Genomic DNA, 20,074 nt, shown 5'->3' on the forward strand with positions numbered 1-20,074 from the left:
GATTCAGTAAAAGATCGTTTTGGAAGTAAACCATTCAAGTTATTCGGGCACGATATCCCTGCCAAATGGCAGAAGTGCCACCGAAGCCAGTTTGAAATGCTGTTTGGCGAATGGAATGCCGATAACCGTTATAAACAAAATAGCCCCAAACACAATGTGGGTGATACTGATCCAAATGCCACCCACCAGAATCCAGAGGATGTTCATAGCCAGGGAAAGGCAACCGTCTGATTTTTCATTCACCACGGTTTTTTTACCGAAGGGAAAGAGAGATAGCCTGGCCAGCTTAAACGTCTGAACTCCGAACGGAATACCTATGATGGTAAGACATAAAATCAGGCTGGAAATGGCATATTCTATAGCTACAAAAATTCCACCAAAAATAAACCAGATGATGTTACCGAGGGTGTTCATGGTTAATCATTCCCTTTAGGCGTGAAGGCCTGAATACCGGTAATTTCTCTTCCAAGGATTAACCCGTGAATGTCATAAGTTCCTTCGTAGGTATTAACAGATTCCAGGTTCACCATATGGTGAATAACCCGGTAGTCACCGGTAATACCATTGCCGCCGTGCATGTCGCGGGAGATGCGGGCAATTTCAAGAGCTTTGCCACAGTTATTTCGTTTGGCGAGGGAGGTCATGGATGGATGATCGCGTCCCTCATCTTTTAGTTTACCCAAACGGTAGGCCAGCATTTGCATAGATGTGATATCGGTCATCATATTAGCCAGCTTGGTCTGGATAAGCTGATTGGCCGCCAATGGTTTACCGAATTGCTTGCGATCCAGTACATAATCCCGGGCTTGCTGATAACAAAACTCAGCTGCACCTACGGTACCCCATGCGATTCCGTATCGGGCGGAGTTCAGGCACATAAATGGTCCTTTCAATCCTTTGATGTCCGGGAACACATTTTCATCAGGAATGAACACATCATCAAAAACCAACTCACCGGTTTCGGAAGCACGCAAACTCATTTTGTATTTGGTAGCCGGCGCTGAAAACCCATCCATCCCTTTTTCAACCAGGAAGCCGCGGATTACACCCTTGTCATCTTTATGTTCTTTAGCTTTGGCCCAAACTACCGCAACATCAGCAATGGGAGAGTTGGTGATCCACATTTTGGCACCGTTCATAATCCAGCCCCCATCAGTCTTTACAGCAGTTGTTACCATGGAGCCGGGATCGGAACCGTGATCAGGTTCAGTCAGTCCAAAACACCCAATCATTTCACCGGTAGCCAGTTTGGGAAGGAATTTTTGTTTCTGTTCTTCAGTCCCGAATTCTGAGATCGGGTACATCACCAACGATGATTGTACACTCATGAATGACCGGTATCCGGAATCCACTCTTTCCACTTCCCGGGCAATTAATCCATAAGCGGTGTAGCTGGCTTCGGAGCCTCCATATTCTTCGGGAACGGTTACTCCAAGCAGTCCCATTTCACCCATTTCTTTGGCGATATCCTGATCAAAATACTCTTCGGTGTTTCCTTTTAGAGCGCGGGGTTCGAGTTTGCTCTGGGCATAATCCCGGGCTGTTTCCATGATGAGCCGGTCCTCTTCATTCAGTTCAGATTCAAAAAGAAAAGCATCATCGATGTTGAATAGATTCTTGGACATTGCGTTGAGTATTTATCTTGATGTTCGTTTGATGGATAGTAAGAAAAATATGCTTCAGGCCGAAAGAGATTATCAGCAGATATAACAAAAAAGCCTGCAGCTCTCAGAGAACTACAGGCTTTTGATTCCAACAACAACAGGAGATCAAGTTGATCAGACTAAACCTTTCTTTAATTCTCTGGCGATGATCAATCGCTGTACTTCCGAGGTTCCTTCTCCAATGGTCATGAGTTTGGCATCACGAATAAATCGCTCTACATGATATTCTTTGGTGTACCCGTAGCCGCCGTGAATCTGAACGGCTTCATCTGCAGCGCGAACCGATAACTCCGAAGCAAACAGCTTAGCCATGGAAGCTTCTTTGGTGTAAGGCTTGCCGTTATCTTTCAGCCAGGCTGCACGGTGAACCAGCAGGCGGGCAGCATCAATTTCAGTAGCCATGTCCACCATTTTTCCTTCCATATACTGGAAGTTTCCAATGGCTTGTCCAAATTGCTTTCTTTCCATGGAGTATTTGAGCGATTCTTCCAAAGCTCCACGTGCAATACCCACAGAAAGTGCGGCTATTCCAACACGTCCGCCGTCAAGTACTTTCATGGTGTCAATAAATCCTTGTCCTTCTTTTCCGAGAAGGTTTTCTGCCGGTACTTCTACATTCTCAAATACCACTTCGGTGGTATCGGATGAATTCATGCCGAGCTTGTGCATTCCTTCGCCGGGTTTTACACCATCCCATTCGCGCTCTACGATAAAAGCAGAAATACCTTTCACTCCTTTGGATGGATCTGTTTTGGCAAGTACTACATATACATCACCAACGGAGCCTTGGGTGATAAAAATCTTGGAGCCGTTCAGAATATATTTATCACCTTCTTTAATGGCCGTTGACTTCATTCCTGAAGCATCACTACCAGAACCCGGTTCGGTCAGGCACCAGGCGGCCAGCTTTTCTCCTTTGGTGAGCGCGGGCATGTACTTCTTTTTCTGCTCGTGATTTCCGGCAATGGCTATGTGTCCGGTTCCAAGGGAAGTATGCGAAGCAACCGTCAAAGCAAGGGAGGCATCCCAGCGGGCGATTTCTTCCAGGGCCAGGCAAAAACTGACCACATCAAAACCCCCGCCGCCGTACTGCTCTTCATGGTAGATGCCGAGCATTCCCAACTCTCCCAATTGCTTAACAATATCGTGTGGGAATTCCTTACTGTTATCTCTTTCCATTACCGAAGGAGCTACAGTTCGTTCTACAAATTCTTTTACGCTGTCGCGGATCATTTTCTGATCCTCTGTGAGCTCAAATGATAACTCTCGGTCTAAAACGGCATCCATATTTCTATACTACTATCTGTTTAAATTTGTTTGTTGGAAACGCTTCCAAGATAACGGTTTGAATCATAAATATCGTTCAGGATTGTATATAATTTTAATTTTCTGATGGCCTATGCATGATAATTCTGATTCAAAATGATTGAATAAGTTGGAGTTCAACGTTTTATATTAGCGCAGATTATTTTGATGAGTAAATTAAATCAGATATAGATGAATTCTCCGATTTTGAAATTCATAGCCAAAGCCTTGGTCATCTTTGTTGGATGGTACATTTTGTATGAATTATGGCTGCTTCCGGCAGGGGATCTCGACTATTGGCTGTCACTCAATATTATCGGAACCAGTGCCGGCATTATTGAAATATTTGGCTTTGATGTGTTTACGGTGAACCGGATTATTGGCATCGGTGAATATCCAGGAATTGAAATTGTAGATGGCTGTAATGGCATAGCTGCAATGGGCTTGTTTCTTGGATTTATTTTGGCCTATCCGGGCGACTGGAAGAATAAACTGAGCTTCTGTTTTGTGGGGATCGGGATTATCTATCTGGTAAACATTATAAGAGTTGTTGCCCTGGCCATCACACAAGCAAAGTGGCCTGAGTTTTTTGATTTTACCCATGATTACTCCACCACGGCTATATTTTATATTGTGATTTTTATCCTATGGATGGTTTGGGTGAATTATGCCGATGCTTTTCCCGATGAAAAGGCAGAGGAATATGCTTAACATTAGATTGCCAGCTCGTTTTGCCTGAAAATAAAATGAGCTTTTAATCTGATACAGTTGGCTTTAATTGAAAAGAGAAGGATTTAATTAATGAGTGAAAATACAGATCAGCATCGCTCACTATTAGAAGACGTTGTTAATAATTTTGTAGACGGGAAATTCTTTAATGCCGATGTGGAGGGTATCTTATCCTCCTTTCCTGTAGATGGAAATGTTTGGATTCTGGGTGCGGGTAAGGCTTCATTCGAAATGGCCCGTCAGGCAGAAAACCATTTCGGTACTCAGATAAAAGACGGAATGGTAATAGCTCCAGAAAGCTCCAGAGATTTGAAGCAGGTTCAGGTTTTCAAAGGTGCCCATCCTTACCCGGATGAAGATTCTGTGTCTGCCTCGTATGAGCTTTGGGAACTGGCAAAAAAGATACCTGAGCGGGATACCGTCGTGTTTTTATTGTCGGGCGGAGCTTCATCGCTATTCTGCATTCCGGCCAACGGCATCGAAATTGATGAATACCAAAAAACGTACGAACTGCTTCTTAATTCGGGAGCATCCATTGATCAAATCAATATCGTCAGAAAGCATATCTCGGAAACCGCAGGTGGAAGGCTGGGGGAATTACTGTTTGCTCATAGGTTGATTTCAGTTATACTATCCGATGTTCCCGGCGACAAGCCCGAAGTTATTGGCAGCGGGCCAACCGTGCCCGACCCGTCGACGTTCAAAGAAGCTTTTCAGGTGTTGAAGCACTTTAGGTTGTGGGAAGATGTACCTCATGCTGTTAGAATTCATCTCTCCAAGGGGATGCACGACGATAGCCCGGAAACTCCAAAGCCTGAAACATCCAACTGGAAAAAGCACAAGGTAACCGTTATCTCGGGTGCTGAAATATTGGCGAAGAATGTCGGTTCTTATTTAAACAATAGGGGATTTAATGTGAAAGTGAGTGATGAAGCCTATGATGCGGATGTGAAAAAAATTTCAAAAAGAATGTGCAGTGATGCCATTTCCATTCTAAGCAAAAAGGCGGACATGAAGCCGCCCGCCGCTCTGGTTTATTATGGTGAATGTACAGTGGATGTGAAGGGAGGCGGTAAAGGCGGGAGAAATCAGGAGCTGGCGCTGAATGCAGCTATTTCCATTGAAGGCCAGCATCCCATTTCGTTGCTCAGTTTTGCCACCGACGGCATTGACGGCCCAACCGATGCTGCCGGCGCAATCATCAACTCTGAAACAACGCTCAAAGCCCGGAAAAAGAAACTGGAGCCGGAATCTTATCTCCAGAAAAACGACTCTTATCATTTCCATGAGCAAATGGATACGACGCTCAAAACTGGAACAACCGGTAACAATCTGATGGATATTCAGGTGATTTTAGTGGGGTAATATCCATGCCTGGTAACCATGTTAAAGAATAATATTTCGGGGTATAAAAAAAGGTACCGGTGTTTCAGAATTAAATTCTTTATTTATCGCAATAACAGCATTAAATGCTTTTAAAAGATTTTATAAGGTTTTTGTATCTGTAAATATGTCTTTTTGAAGGATAATTACTTATAATTTTAGGGTAATTATAGTAAGTCCTTCTTTTATGCCATCTCTTAAACTTGATGCAACCGACAAAAAAATTATCGCCATTCTCCAGCAAGAGGGGCGAATGGCGAATAACGAGCTCGCGAAAAGGATTGAACTTACCACCACACCAACCTTAGAGCGGGTACGCCGTTTAGAGCGTGAAGGGATTATAGAAGGTTATAGTGCCCGCGTAAATAAGGAAGCGGTTGGGCGGGGTTTTACCGCATTTGTGAAAGTCACCTTAAGCGTTCACCAGTTGAATCTGCTGGAGGAGTTTACATCTGCTATAAAAGAAATCCCCGAAATACTTGCTTGTTATCACACCACAGGTGATGGCGACTTTTTGCTGCACGTTGTAGCTAAAGACACCAAAGACTATGAGCAGCTTATGCGAAATAAGCTGACAACACTGCCCGATGTTGAACGATTACATACCAGCATTGTGCTGAATACCATCAAAGATCAATCTCCAATTCCAGTTTATGATGAAAACAAAGATTAAGCCCACATTAGAGTCTGTTGCCGTACATGCCGGAAAAGGAAAAAAAGATCAGTACGGCTCTCATGCGACGCCCATTTATCAAACATCTACTTTTGTTTTTAATGATGTAGAATCCGGAGCCAGGGCTTTTCGTCATGAGGAGGGAGGTGCAAGTCACGTTTACTCCCGGCTCGGTAACCCAACCGTTGAAGAACTGGAAAGAGCAGTATGTGAGCTGGAAACCTATTCACTGGAAAATGGAGATGATTATGCGGGTATGGCCTTTGGAAGCGGAATGGCGGCCATCACAACGGGGATCATTGCCCTCGCTAAAGGAGGACATATTGTAGCCCAGGATGCTCTGTATGGCTGCACCAGTCAGTTTTTGAAGGAGGAAGTTCCGGTGATGGGAATGAGTTGCTCCTTTGCGGATATGTCCGATTTGATGCAGGTTGAAATGGAGTTAAAAAAGCATCCTGAAACTAAACTCATTTACCTGGAAAGCATTGCCAATCCCACCATGACGGTTTCTGATATAAAAGCACTTTCCCAGCTGGCTGAAGAATATGGAGCAAAGCTAATGGTAGACAATACATTTGCCACTCCGTATCACATTCGTCCGTTCGAATTGGGAGCGGATGTAGTGGTTCATTCAACCACGAAATACATAGGCGGACACGGTTCTGTGATTGGCGGAGTGATGGCTGCGAAAAAGGAATTGATTGAGGAGTCTGAAACCGCTCTTTTCAGAAAAAACCTTGGGGGCATAGCCGGACCCATGGATGCATGGCTTACCCTGAATGGAGTTAAAACGCTGCCCCTGCGAATGAAGAAACATGCGGAAAATGGGATGGCCGTCGCACGGTTCCTGGAGAATCACCCAAAAGTGGATTATGTGTTTTATCCGGGACTAGAATCACATCCCCAGCATGCCTTGGCTTCGTCTATTATGAAAGATGGATACGGAGGGATGATTGCCTTTGAACTTAAAGGAGGATATGACGCCGGTGTTTCCCTGATGAACAATGTGAAGCTGTGCACCTTAGCTGTGAGTTTGGGTGCGGTGGATACTTTGATTCAGCACCCGGCTTCTATGACCCACTCCATTGTGGATGAAGAACTCAAAAAACAGGCCGGCATCACCGATGGACTGGTACGTATTTCCGTTGGTATTGAAGGCGCAGAAGACATCATAGCGGACCTCGAGCAAGCGTTGGAAATTCAAAATTAGGAATTCAAAATTTAAAATTGAGTCAAATCAATTTTAAATTTTTCATTTTGTATTCTTAATTACGGATAATGGAAATTACCAACCCCCGCTGGCACCGCCACCTCCGGAGCTGAAACCGCCGCCTCCGCCAAAACCACCGAAGCCACCACCGCCTCCGAATGAACCGCCACCACTTCCTCCACCGAAGCCACCGCCAAAGAAGATGATGCCGTTGGAACCAAGTGAGTGCCTGCGCCCGCCTTTCCCACCTTTCCCTTTAGAAACGAGGAAGAATATCAGGATGATAAAAAGGATGATGAGATCAATAGGGATACCTTCATCACCGGAAGAAGTCCTTCGTTCCGGAAATCCTTCAAATTCACCGGCAGCTAAATCAATAAGAATGTCGGTTGCTTGGTTTAATCCGCCATAGAAATCACCTGCGCGAAAGCTTGGGGTCATTACATCATTGATAATCCGGTTGGCCATGATATCGGGTATGGCGCCCTCCAATCCATATCCAACCTCGATACGCATTTCCCGGTCCTGCTCGGAAATCAAAATTAACACCCCGTTATTGCGCTGCTCATACTGAATATCCCAGGTGTTGAAAAGATTTGTTGCTACATCTTCAATAGGGTAATTCTGCAGGCTTTCGATGGTTGCAATCACAAAAGCATTGGTGGTAGTATCCCGATAACTACGTAGTTTATTTTCCAGCCGCCTTTCTTCAGAAGAGGTGAGCATATCGGCGAAGTCGTTTACCATACCGGTGGGGCGGTCGGGGAGAAAGTCCTGCCCGAATGCGCTTACAGTTACACTAAAAAACAAAAACAGGGTTAGAAGTTTACGCATCACTCTCGCTTTGTTGTTCGTCCTTATTGTAGCTGATCTGATTTGAAAGCTCATTCACATCATCGGGTTGATATGGGAAATGTTCTTTGAGTTTTTGGCCGATTTGCAGGATTACTTCACTTAACCCGGTTTCATAGTCTTCTTTTTTGAAGTAGTCGAGAATCAGTTTAAGCTCTTCTTCCCAAAATTCCTGCCCTACTTTTTCGTGAATACCTTCATCTCCCCAAATGGCAACTTTATGATCCTTCCATGCTACATACACGATCACTCCATTTCGTAATTCAGTCTCATGCATCTTCAGTTCAGTAAAAACTTCCTGAGCCCGCTGCAAGGGAGAATCCGCTTTGCATTTTTTTTCGATGTGAACCCTGATTTCGCCGGAGGTTTCCTTCTCAGCCTCCTTAATGGATTCCACAATTGACTGTTCCTGTTCTTCGGTAAGAAATTTGGCCATTGGTTTTTTAGTATTGGAGATTTAGACATAAGAATTAAGACTACTCCATTATCTTAAATCTTATGTCTTTTATCTGAAGTCTGTTTTAATTGCTGAAATCCACAGTTGGGGCTTCCTGAGCACCTTCATCGGCCTGGAAGTATTCCTTCTGCTCAAAACCGGTAATGGAGGCAATCAGGCTGGCAGGGAAGCGGCGTACTTTGGTGTTGTAAGCCTGTGCAGCCTGGTTAAACCGGCGGCGTTCGGTGGCAATCCGGTTTTCGGTGCCTTCCAGTTGAGACTGTAGGTCTCGGAAGTTTTGATTAGCTTGTAATTCCGGGTACCGCTCAACGGTTACTAACAGACGGGACAAAGCTCCGCTTAACTGGCTCTGGGCTTCCTGAAACTGCTGGAAAGCCTGTGGATTGTTCAGGTCGTTGGCGTCAATATTAACGGATGTGGCTCGGCTTCGTGCTTCAATAACTTCGGTTAGCGTTTCTGATTCAAAGTCTGCCGCTCCGCGAACCGTATTTACCAAATTAGGGATAAGGTCGGCACGCCGCTGATACTGATTTTCAACTTGTGCCCAGGCGCTGTTTACATTTTCTTCCTGAGAAACGAGGCTGTTGTTTACAGTGATTCCATAAAAAACGAAGAGTGCAATGACTCCGAGAATAATCCAAAATTTACCTTTCATGAGTAGTGATTTAGTTGTTTATTTATCGCCCTGCTACGAGCTGAATTTTATTAAGGTTCAAAGATCTAAAATTTCATTCAAACAATAATCAAAAACTGTTCCATTGTCACAACTGAATCCCAAATTCATTTATTTTGACTTAGATGACACTCTCCTTGATCACAAAAAGGCAGAACAAGCCGGACTGCGGGATGTTCATAATCACTTTGATATGTTTAATGGAATTTCGGAAGATAACCTTCTGGAAACCTATCATCATATAAATAAAGGACTGTGGGAAGAATACGGGCGTGGAGATATTGACCGGCATGAATTGCACCGGCGCCGCTTTTCCGAAACATTTCAGGAGCTTGGTTTGGATAAAGACATGCATGAAGAAGCCGGAAAAGTGTATATGAATTATTACCGGAACCACTGGGAATGGATTGAAGGTGCAAAAGAAGCCTATGAAGCTATAGCCGGGAAGTTTGAAGTAGGCATCATCACCAATGGCTTTGCAGAAACCCAACGACTAAAAATTGATCAGTTCAAGTTGAGAGATACAGCCAGTCAAATTGTCATTTCAGAAGATGTGGGCGTGATGAAACCCGATCCGAAAATTTTTGATCATTCTACAAGTTTAGCCGGGGTGAACCGGGAAGACATTCTTTACGTGGGTGATTCCTTCACTTCGGATGTGGTTGGAGGTTCCAAAGCCAGCTGGAAAGTTGCCTGGTACACCAAAAACCCAATTGAGCAGGGCTATAAATTGGCCGACTTAATTTTCGATGATTTTGATGAGCTGCTGAAAAAGTTGGAGATCTGACAGTAGCCTTAATGCATCATGCCATATCCGCCGTTCATCATCGAATACCCTCGCCAGATTAACAATAAACCTATGATGATGGCGAAATAAGAAGAAAAGGGTCGGAGTTTGATACGTAATTTTGGCGTGATAAATCCCGGTGCCATGTTCATCATCAGCATTACTGGTAGTGTGCCCAGGCCAAATAGTGCCATATAGATTGCACTGTGAAACGTAGATGAGGTAATTAAAGCCGCAGCCAAGGCGGTCACCACAAATCCACAGGGGAGGAAGCCGTTCAGCAATCCAATAAACAGGGATGAAAACTTCGAATCACTTTTATAAAGACTGGATATGTGTTTGGTCAGTTCTCCGGTAAATTTTTTATACAACGAGTTTGCTTTACCGGGAAGTTTAATATGAGGAAAAAGGGCAAAAAGTATAATAGTGAAGCCTAATACAATGGAGAGTACATTTTGGTATCCGATGACGGTAACACCCATCCCGAGAACGCCAGGCACAAATCCAATGAGGGCATAGGTGATAATGCGGCCGGAATTGTAAAGCAGCCCGCGAAAGAACATGGAAATCCGGGACTGATTGTTACCGGGAATAGCCAACGCAATGGGACCGCACATTCCAATACAGTGAAAACTACCTAAAAGCCCCAAAGTAAAACCGGTCCAGAGTTCCATTTTTCAGTTATATGAAAATATTCTTCTCTTCGATGTACAGCAGAGAGTCCGATTCCCACTCCACGGTCAATTTCCACCGGCCTTCCTCAAATTCCCCAACAGGGATTGATTGCCGGCCTTCCTGATCAAGGTCAAGCTTAAATCTTTTATCCAACTCGGGATTATTAGGGCGATAGAAAGTGACGTTACCGGAGAGTGAATCCGTTAGAATTTCTTTTGGGAACATCAGCTTTATGGAGACCGTGGGTTCATCGAAGAGTACCACTACCGGATTTTCAAGGTTTTCTGCCCGCTGCTTTTTATCGATGGTTTGCTGGTACTCAACGCCTTCCTGGTAATGATCATTGGATACAAGGTAAAAGTCTAACGAGATCAGGTAGCTTACCACACTCAAAGTGGCAATCACAAATAAGGTAACCGCCAATATAATTCCGGTTCCCCAGTTAAATTTTTTCATGGTTTAATTATTGTCGTTGCTGGCCGGACCCAAAAATCCGGAAGTTATAGTTTCAAGTTTTTCGCCATTCGAATATACACCAAAGGTAAGTTCGGTTTGTAATCCGGTTAGTTCACTCACCGGTAGTTTCACTAAAAAACGCCCTTCGGCAGAATTTTGGGAAGGAATAATATCCACGTTTCCAAGTGATACAATTTCACCTTCGGGGCTTTCCAATCGTAGCTCAAAGTCAATATCTTCAAAGGTTTTATTCAGCACCTTCAGGTTATAAATATTGCTGAACATGTTGTTGGGAAGTTCCTGATATAACGTGCCCGGTTCTCTCAAAATAGACGTTTCTGTATCGGGTCGTAGTGTAAGTAAAGTGATAAAGGTGGCTAACAGAACAATCAGAATGCCTGAATAACCGGCAACCCGGGGGGTAAGAACTTTTTGTTCTCCTTCTTTGATTGCGTTCTCCGAAGAGTACCGGATAAGTCCCAGGGGCTTATCAATCTTCTCCATTACAGAATCACAGGCATCAATACATGCTGTACAATGCACACACTCAAGTTGAGTTCCGTTACGGATGTCGATTCCCATCGGGCAAACCTTCACACATTGGTAACAGTCAATACAATCACCAAAAGTTTCATTGGCGCTGAAGCCTAAATCTTCGAGTGTGGCTTTTCGGTTTTCCAGCTGATACCTGTCTTTGACACTGGCCCTGGTTTCTCCACGTTTGTAGTCGTACATCACGTTGATGGAATTATTGTCGAGCATTACGGACTGCATTCGTCCATACGGGCATACAAAATGACAAACCTGTTCTCTCATAAAGGCAAATACGCCGTAAAAGACCCCGCTGAAAATAATCATGGAGCTTAAACCGGCAAGGTGTTCAGAAGGTGGATCGGTGATGATTTCAAATAACTGATCCGGACCAATAATATAGGCCAGAAACATATTTGAAATGAGAAAGGCGATGCCGAAGAATACACCGTGTTTTAAGGTCTTCTTCCAGATTTTCTCAAAATTCCAGGGCTTTTTGTTAAGCCGGATTTGATCAGCTGCATCTCCTTCAATCCAGTATTCAATTCGTCGGAAAACCATTTCCATGAAAATGGTTTGAGGGCAGGCCCATCCACACCATAGTCGGCCGAAAATGGTGGTAAACAGAACCACAAACAGAATAAAGGCCAGCATTCCAAAAACGAGAAGGTGCAGATCCTGAGGCCAGAAAGCGACACCAAAGATCACAAACTTCCGCTCTATAATGTTCAGAAGCAGCAAAGGATTCCCGTTAATGGTGATAAAGGGCCCGGAGAAGAAAAAGACGAGTAAAAGTACAGCCACCACATTGCGGGCTTTGTAATGCCTGCCGCTTGGTTTTTTGGGGAAAATCCAGTTCCTCTTGCCTTCCTCACTAACGGTAGCGAGGTGATCACGAAACTGTTTCTTATCAATCCTTCTTTGTTCCTCTAACGATGCCATGTGGTTTACTCTCGTTTATACGACCTCAAATAATTCCCTAATTTATTTTTCTTTTGTGATGATTTTATGAATGTGATAAAGTGATAAGTGAAGCATCCGTTTGCGCTATTTTCCGCATGCTTCATTTATTACTTCATCACTGAAATTACTCGATTGTGCAGGGTTGTGCGCGGCTCATGTCAGCGGCTTTTGCACCGGCAGGGTCAGTTCCCTGTATAGAGGCAATATAGCTGATTAGGCTTTGAACCTTTTCATTCGACATGGGTGCGCCACTTCCGTAGGCAATCATCCCCTTATCTGGGAAACCTTCGGTTATGCTTGCAGCCATTTCTTCAGCAGAACAACCGTGAATCCAGAGGTCATCAGTAAGGTTAGGGCCAACAAGACCTTCGCCATTGCTGCCGTGGCAGGTATAGCAAAGGTTGTTATTGCTCATGAAGATTTCCTTTCCTTCCTCAATTCTGGCTTCTTCATTGAGGTATGCCCAGGTGAAATCAGATTCACCCTGTGGTTCTGTACCTCCGCCACTGTCCAGATTATACTTTTCCTCAGCGGCAGCCATTTCCATCTCGTAGAGTTCTTCCTGAGAGGGTCCACCCAGCATATAATAATACACCATGTATCCAACACCCCACGCAATGGTGAAGTAGAACAACCATAACCACCAAACAGGCATATGATTATCCAGTTCACGGATTCCATCGTACTCGTGGTCGAGAAGCAGATCTTTTTCGTCGTCTAATATTTTCATTGCTCTGATTGGTTATAGTTCATCTTGTCGTCTTCGAGGGGGAGGCGTGCGGCATCATCCCAATGATGTTTTCCTTTTTTGATCAGATAAATCAACATGACCACAAAAAAGGTGAAAAAAAGAATGAGGGATATGCTCGGGTAAATCCCAATATCTTCGATCGCACGTAATACATTCTTGTACATGATTACTCCTCCTTTTGCGGTTTGAAGTTAGCCTGGATGCGATCGCTGGATGGAAGTGACTCCCAGGGGTTTTCTTCCCCTTTAATGTCAACTCCCAGTCGCTGCATGTAGGCAATAATGGCGATAATTTTCTTGTCAGAAGTAATCTGAATTCCTTCAATCTGATCAAAGCCATTTTCTTTCAACCCTTGGGTTATTTCCTGAGCCTGTGCGTCCAGGTCGCGAATGGCAATTTCTTCATAGCCTTCCACATAAGGTACGCCTACACTTCTGAGCGCATTAATACGGGCCGGAATGGATTCTTTGTCCATATCCTGAGTGAAGAGCCATGGATACGCCGGCATGATGGAGCCCGGTGAAGTGGATGTCGGATCATACATGTGACGCACGTGCCAGGAATCCGGATACTTGCCGCCTAACCGGTGCAGGTCGGGGCCGGTACGTTTTGATCCCCATAAGTGCGGGTGATCGTAAACAAACTCACCGGCTTTGGAATATTCGCCATAACGTTCGGTTTCGGAGCGGAAAGGCCGAATCATCTGCGAGTGGCAGTTATTACAACCTTCGGCGATGTAAATATCGCGGCCTTCAATTTCCAGCGGAGTGTAAGGCTTCACGCTTTCAATGGTAGGGACATTTGATTTCACAAGAGCCGTTGGTACGTATTCCACAATACCCCCAATCAAAATTACGACCAATACCAATACAGTCATTTGGAGCGGGCGGGATTCAAGGCGTCGGTGCCAGCTTTCTTTATGTCCCTCTGCAGGGTTAATGATCGCCTGAGCTTCATCCGCTTCAGATTTCTCCAAAGAACCCTGGCGGGCAGTTTTAAAGATGTTATAGCTTCCGGTAGCTGCTCCAATAATGAAGAGCGTTCCACCTACCGCACGCAGTGCATACATGGGTATGATCTGAGTTACGGTTTCCAGAAAGTTTGGATACTGAAGAAGACCTTCGGCAGTGAATTGTTTCCACATCAAACTCTGAGTGATTCCACCCCAATACATGGGAATCACATAGAAGATGGCGCCAAGGGTTGCAAACCAGAAGTGGACGTTAGCCAGCTTCACGGAATACAGCTTGGTTTTATAGATCTTCGGTGTGATGTAATACAGCATCGCAAAGGTTAAACCCCCATTCCAGAGCAGGGCACCGTTATGCACGTGACCGATAATGTAATCGGAGTAGTGGGCAATAGCATTTACGTTGGCAATGGAAAGCATAGGTCCTTCAAAAGTTACCATCCCGTAAGCGGTTACCCCTACAACCAGGAATTTTAGTACAGGGTCTTCTCGTACCCGATCCCAGGCACCACGAAGGGTTAGCAGTCCGTTCAGCATACCACCCCAACTGGGCGCAATAAGCATTAAGCTGAAAACCGTACCCAAGGCCTGCGCCCATCCCGGCAGTGCAGTATAAAGCAGGTGATGAGGTCCGGCCCAGATGTAAATGAAAATCAGCGACCAGAAGTGGACAATGGATAACCGGTAAGAAAAAATAGGCCGGTTAGCTGCCTTCGGGATGAAGTAATACATAATTCCCAAAAAGGGTGTGGTTAGGAAAAAGGCCACGGCATTGTGCCCGTACCACCATTGAACCAGAGCATCCTGAACACCGGCGTAAATCGGATAACTTTTCAGGAAAGTAGCCGGCATCTCAAAAGAGTTAACTACGTGGAGTACAGCCACGGTGATAAAAGTAGCGATATAGAACCAAATGGCTACGTACAGGTGTTTTTCACGACGCTTGAGGATGGTCATGATCATGTTGATACCGAAAATCACCCAGATCAGAGTTATAGCGATATCAATAGGCCATTCCAGTTCTGCATATTCCTTACTGGTGTTAATCCCAAAAGGCAGGGTTAATACGGCCGAGACAATAATAGCCTGCCAGCCCCAAAAGTGAATATTGCTGAGTTTCTCACTCCACATAGAGGCTTTACAAAGCCGTGGAAGTGAATAGTAGACCCCGTAGAATATGGCATTTCCGGCAAAGGCGAAGATCACGGCATTGGTATGCAGTGGTCTAAGCCGTCCGTAAGATAGTTCCGGTATAAATCCAAGAAAGTCTGGATAGATCAGTTTTAAAGCTATAGTGAGCCCAACGATAAATCCGATTAAGCCCCAGATGATAGTGGCTATCCCGAATTTCCGGACGATTTCGTTATCGTAATGAAAGGTTTCTAATGATGACATTACTCATCCCGATTTTTGTGGTTAGTTGATTTTTTGTTTGAATTTGTATCGTCAAAAAGTACCCGCATAGATGGTGTGTACTGATCGTCGAACTGCCCGCTTTTAACTGCCCAGAAAAACAATCCGAGGAAGATTAAAGCGACCATTAAACTGAAGGCAATAAGCAGGTAAATTACTTCCATATAGCCAACCCCAGTTTTCGCGCTTTATAGCGCGTGGTTAAAAAGGTAAATACCATCACACTGATAGAACTGAGCGGCATCAGAATGGCTGCTACCAGTGGGGAGAGGTGTCCGGTAATGGCAAAGCCTAATCCAACCGTGTTATATAAAAGGGAAAGCACAAAACTCATGATGATGATATTCATGCTTCCCTGTGAAAATTCGATGAAGTTCTTCAGTTTTTTAAGTGATTTTCCTTCCAGAATGGCATCGCAGGCCGGAGAGAAGGAACTGATATCGTCAGACAGGGCAATCCCAAAATCACTTTGCTTTAAAGCTCCGGCATCATTTAATCCATCCCCGATCATTACCACCTTTTGATGTTCTTTCTGAAGCTCCTTTAAAAACTCCAGTTTTTCTTCCGGTGATTTATTGAATAACAGGGATTGCTGATGTGCAAAATATCCTTCCAGCTCTTCTTTCTGCGATTCATTATCCCCGGAAATAAGATAGGTGAGAACGCTTGTTTTAAGGGACTGAAGAAGATCAGAAACCCCATTGCGGAGCCCTGCTTTAATGCCGAAGTATCCAAGGTATTCACCGTTAATGGATACATGTGCAACGGAACCGTTATAATCTGATTCAGCTACTTCTGAAAGAGGAGTTTTAGTTTGTTCAGCCAAAAAGGTCCGGGAACCAACACAGACAAAACATCCATCAAAAGAAGCAAAAATTCCTTTTCCGGATACTTCATAAAAACTGTCCGGTGAATGTTTGCCATAACCATGATCCTGAATGAAGGCGGCAATTTTCCGGCTTATGGGATGAACGGATTGGGCGCAGGCAGAGTAAATGAGAGATTTTTCCTCTCCAGATAAAGCAATGCCTTTAAAGATAACTGTGGCTTCTTCCTTATTTGTTAAGGTGCCGGTTTTGTCAAAAACCACAGCGGATGCTTTTGATAAGTTTTCGAGAAGCAGGTGATTCTTGACGAACAGTCCGTTCAGCGATAATACGTTTAATGCAGATCCTAATGTGAAGGGAGTTGAAAGAGCAAGAGCACAAGGGCAGGCAATAATAAGCACGGCTGTAAAAACTGATAAGGCCATTTCCATACCGGCCGTTTGCAACCAATACATACCCGCAAGGGCAGAAATTCCTAAAACAGCTACTGTGAAGAATGGACTGATTCGATCGGCAAAGCTGGTCAGTTTCAGCTCTTTATCATTATTGGTGAATGCCTCGTGATTCCAAAGTTTGGTGAGATAACTGTTTTCAACTTCTTCTTCTGTTTTAAAAGAAGCAGAAGCCCCGATCAATTTTGCTCCGGCATAAATGAGCTCACCTCTAGAGACTTCAACCGGGTCAGATTCACCGGTAATAAAACTGTAATCTACAAATGCTTTCTCAGTAAGAAGGGTGGAATCGCAGGGAACCATTTCCTGATTGCGGAGCCTGATTTCCATTCCCGGAACCAGCTTATCCAAGGAAACAGATTTTTCAGCACCGGAATTCTCACTCACATTAATGGCAATGGGTAGATATGATTTGTAGTCGCGGTTAAAAGAAAGGCGGTTGAATGTTTTCTGCTGAACCAGTTTTCCAATCAGCAAAAAGAAAATGAGCCCGGTAAAGGAATCCATATATCCGGTTCCGGTTCCGCTCACGATTTCATAAAAACTTCTTCCAAAAAGAGCGAGGATACCAATGGAAATGGGAACGTCCAGGTTCACCCCTCGCTGACTCAAAGCCGCAAATGCGGATTTCAGGTAATCGCTGCTGCTATAAATAAGCACCGGAAGGGCAAGCACGATATTCAGGACTCCGAAGAAAATGTGAAACTGTCCGCCGAGTCCACTGTTACCAGTATCCAGATAATCAGGAAAACTGAATAACATGATATTTCCAAAAGCAAAACCAGCAACGCCAAGTTTTAGCCAAAGAGATCGGTTTTGGTGAGATTTGGAGGTTGTGGCATCCAGCTTGTCGAGCCGGATTTCCGGCTCGTACCCAATAGTGGTTAATTGCTCAACAACTTTGCGCAGGGACGTAGATTCGGTATCAATAAGTACATCCAGTTCACGCTTTAGAAAATTGACTTTGGTTTGCAGAATGCCGGAATCCAGTCTCTGTAGATTTTCAAGCAGCCAAACACAGGAGGTACAGTGAATATTCGGAATGTATAAAGAAACAGAGAGCTGCTGCTGGTTTTGAAAATCGGCTATCCGTGAAATTACCTCTTCATCTTCCAGGTAATCGAACCGGGTGCGGGAGCGGGTATTTCTGAGGTTGATGCCGGGATTGCTTTCCAGGTCGTAGTAAGAGCAAAGGCCGCTTTCATCCAGAATCTGATAAGCCGTTTGGCATCCGGTACAACAAAAAGACTTTTTCTGAAAGTGTACAGTGGATTCCTGACATACTTCGCCACAGTGGTAGCATACTTCTGTTGATATGGTTGCCCCCGGGTTGGTCATTGGTTGAATGAAGGGACTCCATTTGAGAATTGCAAACGTAAGTCGAACCATTTCTGAGACATACGTTTATCAACCTGATCAAATGTAGTGTCTTTAAGCCATTGTTCAATCTTCTTTCGTTCTACAGACCAAAACTGGTGAAAGGGGCACGGTTCGATATGTCCGCAACCCTCAATGCCCATAAAACACTTATTAAAGAACTCAACGCCATCAATAGCAGCGATTACATCCATCAGACTGACTTGGTCAACCGACTTGGCAAGGTAAACCCCACCATTAAGTCCTCTACGGGATTTAAGGATGCCCGGTTCTTTTAGCTTAGCCAGTATCTGAGATAGATAAGCTGTTGGGCAATTCAACGATTTTGATAACTGTGAGGCCGAAACAGCTCCATCATCCGCACTCTTGGAGATAGCAATAATGGCAGAAATGGCGTATTGAGCCCCTTGTGATATTAACCGCATAGGCAATCGATAAATAAATATTCATATTCTAATATCAATATTAGATTTTAAGAAGATTTATAATTCCGATCAACAGAAGGAGGGATAATTTTAGACATTTAGAATTTTTCTAAATATTGGGGCTGTCTTAAAAATATATTCACAATTGATATATATCATTTGCGAAATCAAAATCAAAGATACATCCTATGATCGAATATCAGACAGCAGAAGAGGCAGTAAAGGCTATTAAATCAGGAGACCGGGTATTTATTCATGGCGTTTCGGCCACTCCGATTCCCCTTGTAAAGGCAATGACAAACCGTCATTCAGAACTAAAAGATGTGGAAGTCATTCATTTGCATACTGAAGGTCCGGCCCCATATGCCGATCCTGAATTCAAAGACAGCTTTTTTGTAAATGCTCTTTTTGTAGGAGCTAACGTAAGGAAAGCGGTAAATGAAGGGCGGGGTGATTACGTCCCGGTTTTCCTGAGTGAAGTTCCCTACCTGTTCCGAAATAATATTCTATCCCTTGATGTGGCACTGGTTCATGTTTCCCCACCCGATAACCATGGCTACTGCTCGCTGGGTGTTTCTGTGGATGCAGCTTTGGCCGCTGTACAATCAGCCGGGTATGTAATTGCACAGGTTAACCCTAATATGCCGCGTACGCATGGGGATGGACTCATCCATGTCAACGAAATTGATGCCCTGGTTGAAGCCAACGAGCCTTTGCCCGAACAGGTTGCTCCTGAACCCAACGAGGCCGAACTTAAAATCGGGAAGTATTGTGCAGAACTGATTGATGACGGTGCAACCATGCAAATGGGAATCGGGGCTATACCCAACGCGGTTTTAACAAGCCTGACGAACCATAAAGATCTGGGCGTACACACCGAAATGTTTTCAGACGGAGTGATTGAGCTGGTTGAAAAGGGAGTGATTAACGGGCGAAAGAAGAAAATTCACCCTGGCAAAATCGTAAGCGGATTTGTGATGGGATCAAAGAAGACCTATGATTTTATAGACGATAACCCGGCCGTGGCCATGCTCGATATCGCTTATATCAACGACACAGCCGTGATACGACGTAACCCAAAAGTAACGGCCATTAATAGTGCTGTGGAAGTAGATTTGACAGGCCAGGTTTGTGCCGATTCCATTGGTACATATCATTATTCAGGGGTTGGCGGGCAAATGGATTTCATTCGGGGAGCTTCGCTTTCGCCGGGAGGTAAGCCCATCATCGCACTGCCTTCAACAACCAATAAAGGAATCAGCAGAATAGTGCCATTCCTGAAACAGGGGGCCGGTGTGGTAACTACTCGTGCTCACGTTCATTACGTTGTGACTGAATATGGAGTGGCTAATTTATACGGTAAAAACTTATGTCAGCGGGCAAAAGCTCTGACCGGAATTGCACACCCTGATCACCGCGAAGCGTTAGAGGAAGCGATACATGTAAGGTTCAATAAAAAATAGAAAGGCCGCAAGTGAGTTAGAGCCTTTTCTTAAATAAT

21 protein-coding genes are annotated in these 20,074 nt (G+C 44.4%); 6 read left to right on the forward strand and 15 right to left on the reverse strand.

What is annotated here, in order from left to right; genetic code table 11:
* Positions 1-39: 39 nt before the first annotated feature.
* The 3 genes from ABFW99_RS11675 to ABFW99_RS11685 form a co-directional block, all read right to left on the reverse strand.
* On the reverse strand, positions 40-414 hold the full coding sequence (locus ABFW99_RS11675; RefSeq protein ID WP_349354195.1) for a YccF domain-containing protein: 375 nt from the start codon (positions 412-414) through the stop codon (positions 40-42).
* A 2-nt stretch (positions 415-416) separates the two neighbouring features.
* Complete coding sequence (locus tag ABFW99_RS11680; RefSeq protein ID WP_349354196.1) at positions 417-1,625, reverse strand: acyl-CoA dehydrogenase; 1,209 nt, start codon at positions 1,623-1,625, stop codon at positions 417-419.
* Positions 1,626-1,778: 153 nt separating this feature from the next.
* Complete coding sequence (locus tag ABFW99_RS11685) at positions 1,779-2,951, reverse strand: acyl-CoA dehydrogenase family protein (RefSeq protein WP_349354197.1); 1,173 nt, start codon at positions 2,949-2,951, stop codon at positions 1,779-1,781.
* A gap of 210 nt (positions 2,952-3,161) precedes the next feature.
* Between ABFW99_RS11685 and xrtX the strand changes: the two genes are divergently transcribed.
* The 4 genes from xrtX (at position 3,162) to ABFW99_RS11705 (ending at position 6,964) form a co-directional block, all read left to right on the forward strand.
* Positions 3,162-3,680: an exosortase X gene (gene xrtX / locus ABFW99_RS11690; RefSeq protein WP_349354198.1), complete on the forward strand. Its 519-nt coding sequence runs from the start codon at positions 3,162-3,164 to the stop codon at positions 3,678-3,680.
* Positions 3,681-3,770: 90 nt separating this feature from the next.
* Positions 3,771-5,063: a glycerate kinase type-2 family protein gene (locus ABFW99_RS11695; protein ID WP_349354199.1), complete on the forward strand. Its 1,293-nt coding sequence runs from the start codon at positions 3,771-3,773 to the stop codon at positions 5,061-5,063.
* 205 nt (positions 5,064-5,268) lie between these two features.
* A complete protein-coding gene (locus ABFW99_RS11700) occupies positions 5,269-5,754 on the forward strand; it encodes an Lrp/AsnC family transcriptional regulator (protein WP_349354200.1) in 486 nt (161 codons plus the stop codon).
* Positions 5,738-6,964 carry a trans-sulfuration enzyme family protein gene (locus ABFW99_RS11705; protein WP_440707507.1) on the forward strand — a complete coding sequence of 409 codons (1,227 nt, stop codon included), beginning with the start codon at positions 5,738-5,740 and terminating at the stop codon, positions 6,962-6,964. Before ABFW99_RS11700 ends, ABFW99_RS11705 begins: the two co-directional genes overlap by 17 nt.
* Before the next feature lie 75 nt (positions 6,965-7,039).
* Here the strand turns inward: ABFW99_RS11705 and ABFW99_RS11710 are convergent, their stop codons facing one another.
* The 3 genes from ABFW99_RS11710 to ABFW99_RS11720 form a co-directional block, all read right to left on the reverse strand.
* On the reverse strand, positions 7,040-7,798 hold the full coding sequence (locus ABFW99_RS11710; protein WP_349354202.1) for a TPM domain-containing protein: 759 nt from the start codon (positions 7,796-7,798) through the stop codon (positions 7,040-7,042).
* Complete coding sequence (locus ABFW99_RS11715; RefSeq protein WP_349354203.1) at positions 7,791-8,252, reverse strand: TPM domain-containing protein; 462 nt, start codon at positions 8,250-8,252, stop codon at positions 7,791-7,793. Before ABFW99_RS11715 ends, ABFW99_RS11710 begins: the two co-directional genes overlap by 8 nt.
* Positions 8,253-8,337: 85 nt before the next feature.
* Positions 8,338-8,928: a LemA family protein gene (locus tag ABFW99_RS11720; RefSeq protein WP_349354204.1), complete on the reverse strand. Its 591-nt coding sequence runs from the start codon at positions 8,926-8,928 to the stop codon at positions 8,338-8,340.
* Between the two features lie 103 nt (positions 8,929-9,031).
* Between ABFW99_RS11720 and ABFW99_RS11725 the strand changes: the two genes are divergently transcribed.
* Positions 9,032-9,733, forward strand: a complete 702-nt coding sequence (locus ABFW99_RS11725; RefSeq protein ID WP_349354205.1) for an HAD family hydrolase — start codon at positions 9,032-9,034, stop codon at positions 9,731-9,733.
* 8 nt (positions 9,734-9,741) lie between these two features.
* Here ABFW99_RS11725 and ABFW99_RS11730 read toward each other — a convergent pair whose 3' ends face one another.
* The 9 genes from ABFW99_RS11730 to ABFW99_RS11770 form a co-directional block, all read right to left on the reverse strand.
* Entirely contained in the window at positions 9,742-10,407 is a 666-nt protein-coding gene (locus tag ABFW99_RS11730) for a sulfite exporter TauE/SafE family protein (RefSeq protein ID WP_349354206.1), read from the reverse strand.
* A 7-nt stretch (positions 10,408-10,414) separates the two neighbouring features.
* Entirely contained in the window at positions 10,415-10,864 is a 450-nt protein-coding gene (locus ABFW99_RS11735; protein WP_349354207.1) for a FixH family protein, read from the reverse strand.
* A gap of 3 nt (positions 10,865-10,867) precedes the next feature.
* The gene (gene ccoG / locus ABFW99_RS11740) at positions 10,868-12,337 is read right to left on the reverse strand and encodes a cytochrome c oxidase accessory protein CcoG (RefSeq protein WP_349354208.1); all 1,470 of its coding nucleotides are present in this window, start codon (positions 12,335-12,337) and stop codon (positions 10,868-10,870) included.
* Between the two features lie 145 nt (positions 12,338-12,482).
* Positions 12,483-13,088 (reverse strand): cbb3-type cytochrome c oxidase N-terminal domain-containing protein, encoded by a 606-nt coding sequence (locus ABFW99_RS11745; protein ID WP_349354209.1) that lies wholly within the window; start codon positions 13,086-13,088, stop codon positions 12,483-12,485.
* A complete protein-coding gene (locus ABFW99_RS11750) occupies positions 13,085-13,273 on the reverse strand; it encodes a cbb3-type cytochrome oxidase subunit 3 (protein ID WP_255132816.1) in 189 nt (62 codons plus the stop codon). The genes ABFW99_RS11745 and ABFW99_RS11750 overlap by 4 nt, the downstream gene beginning before the upstream one ends.
* Positions 13,274-13,275: 2 nt before the next feature.
* Positions 13,276-15,474 carry a cytochrome-c oxidase, cbb3-type subunit I gene (gene ccoN / locus ABFW99_RS11755; protein WP_349354210.1) on the reverse strand — a complete coding sequence of 733 codons (2,199 nt, stop codon included), beginning with the start codon at positions 15,472-15,474 and terminating at the stop codon, positions 13,276-13,278.
* Positions 15,474-15,656, reverse strand: coding sequence for a cbb3-type cytochrome oxidase assembly protein CcoS (gene ccoS, locus ABFW99_RS11760; RefSeq protein WP_349354211.1), 183 nt, complete (start codon positions 15,654-15,656; stop codon positions 15,474-15,476). Before ccoS ends, ccoN begins: the two co-directional genes overlap by 1 nt.
* The gene (locus tag ABFW99_RS11765) at positions 15,647-18,160 is read right to left on the reverse strand and encodes a heavy metal translocating P-type ATPase (protein ID WP_349354212.1); all 2,514 of its coding nucleotides are present in this window, start codon (positions 18,158-18,160) and stop codon (positions 15,647-15,649) included. The genes ccoS and ABFW99_RS11765 overlap by 10 nt, the downstream gene beginning before the upstream one ends.
* Positions 18,106-18,573, reverse strand: a complete 468-nt coding sequence (locus ABFW99_RS11770; RefSeq protein ID WP_349354213.1) for an RrF2 family transcriptional regulator — start codon at positions 18,571-18,573, stop codon at positions 18,106-18,108. The genes ABFW99_RS11765 and ABFW99_RS11770 overlap by 55 nt, the downstream gene beginning before the upstream one ends.
* A 188-nt stretch (positions 18,574-18,761) precedes the next feature.
* Here ABFW99_RS11770 and ABFW99_RS11775 point away from each other — a divergent pair, with 188 nt between their 5' ends.
* Positions 18,762-20,036: an acetyl-CoA hydrolase/transferase family protein gene (locus tag ABFW99_RS11775; RefSeq protein WP_349354214.1), complete on the forward strand. Its 1,275-nt coding sequence runs from the start codon at positions 18,762-18,764 to the stop codon at positions 20,034-20,036.
* Positions 20,037-20,074: the final 38 nt, after the last annotated feature.

It is taken from the genome of Gracilimonas sp. BCB1 (assembly GCF_040117685.2).
Taxonomy (GTDB): Bacteria; Bacteroidota; Rhodothermia; order Balneolales; family Balneolaceae; genus Gracilimonas.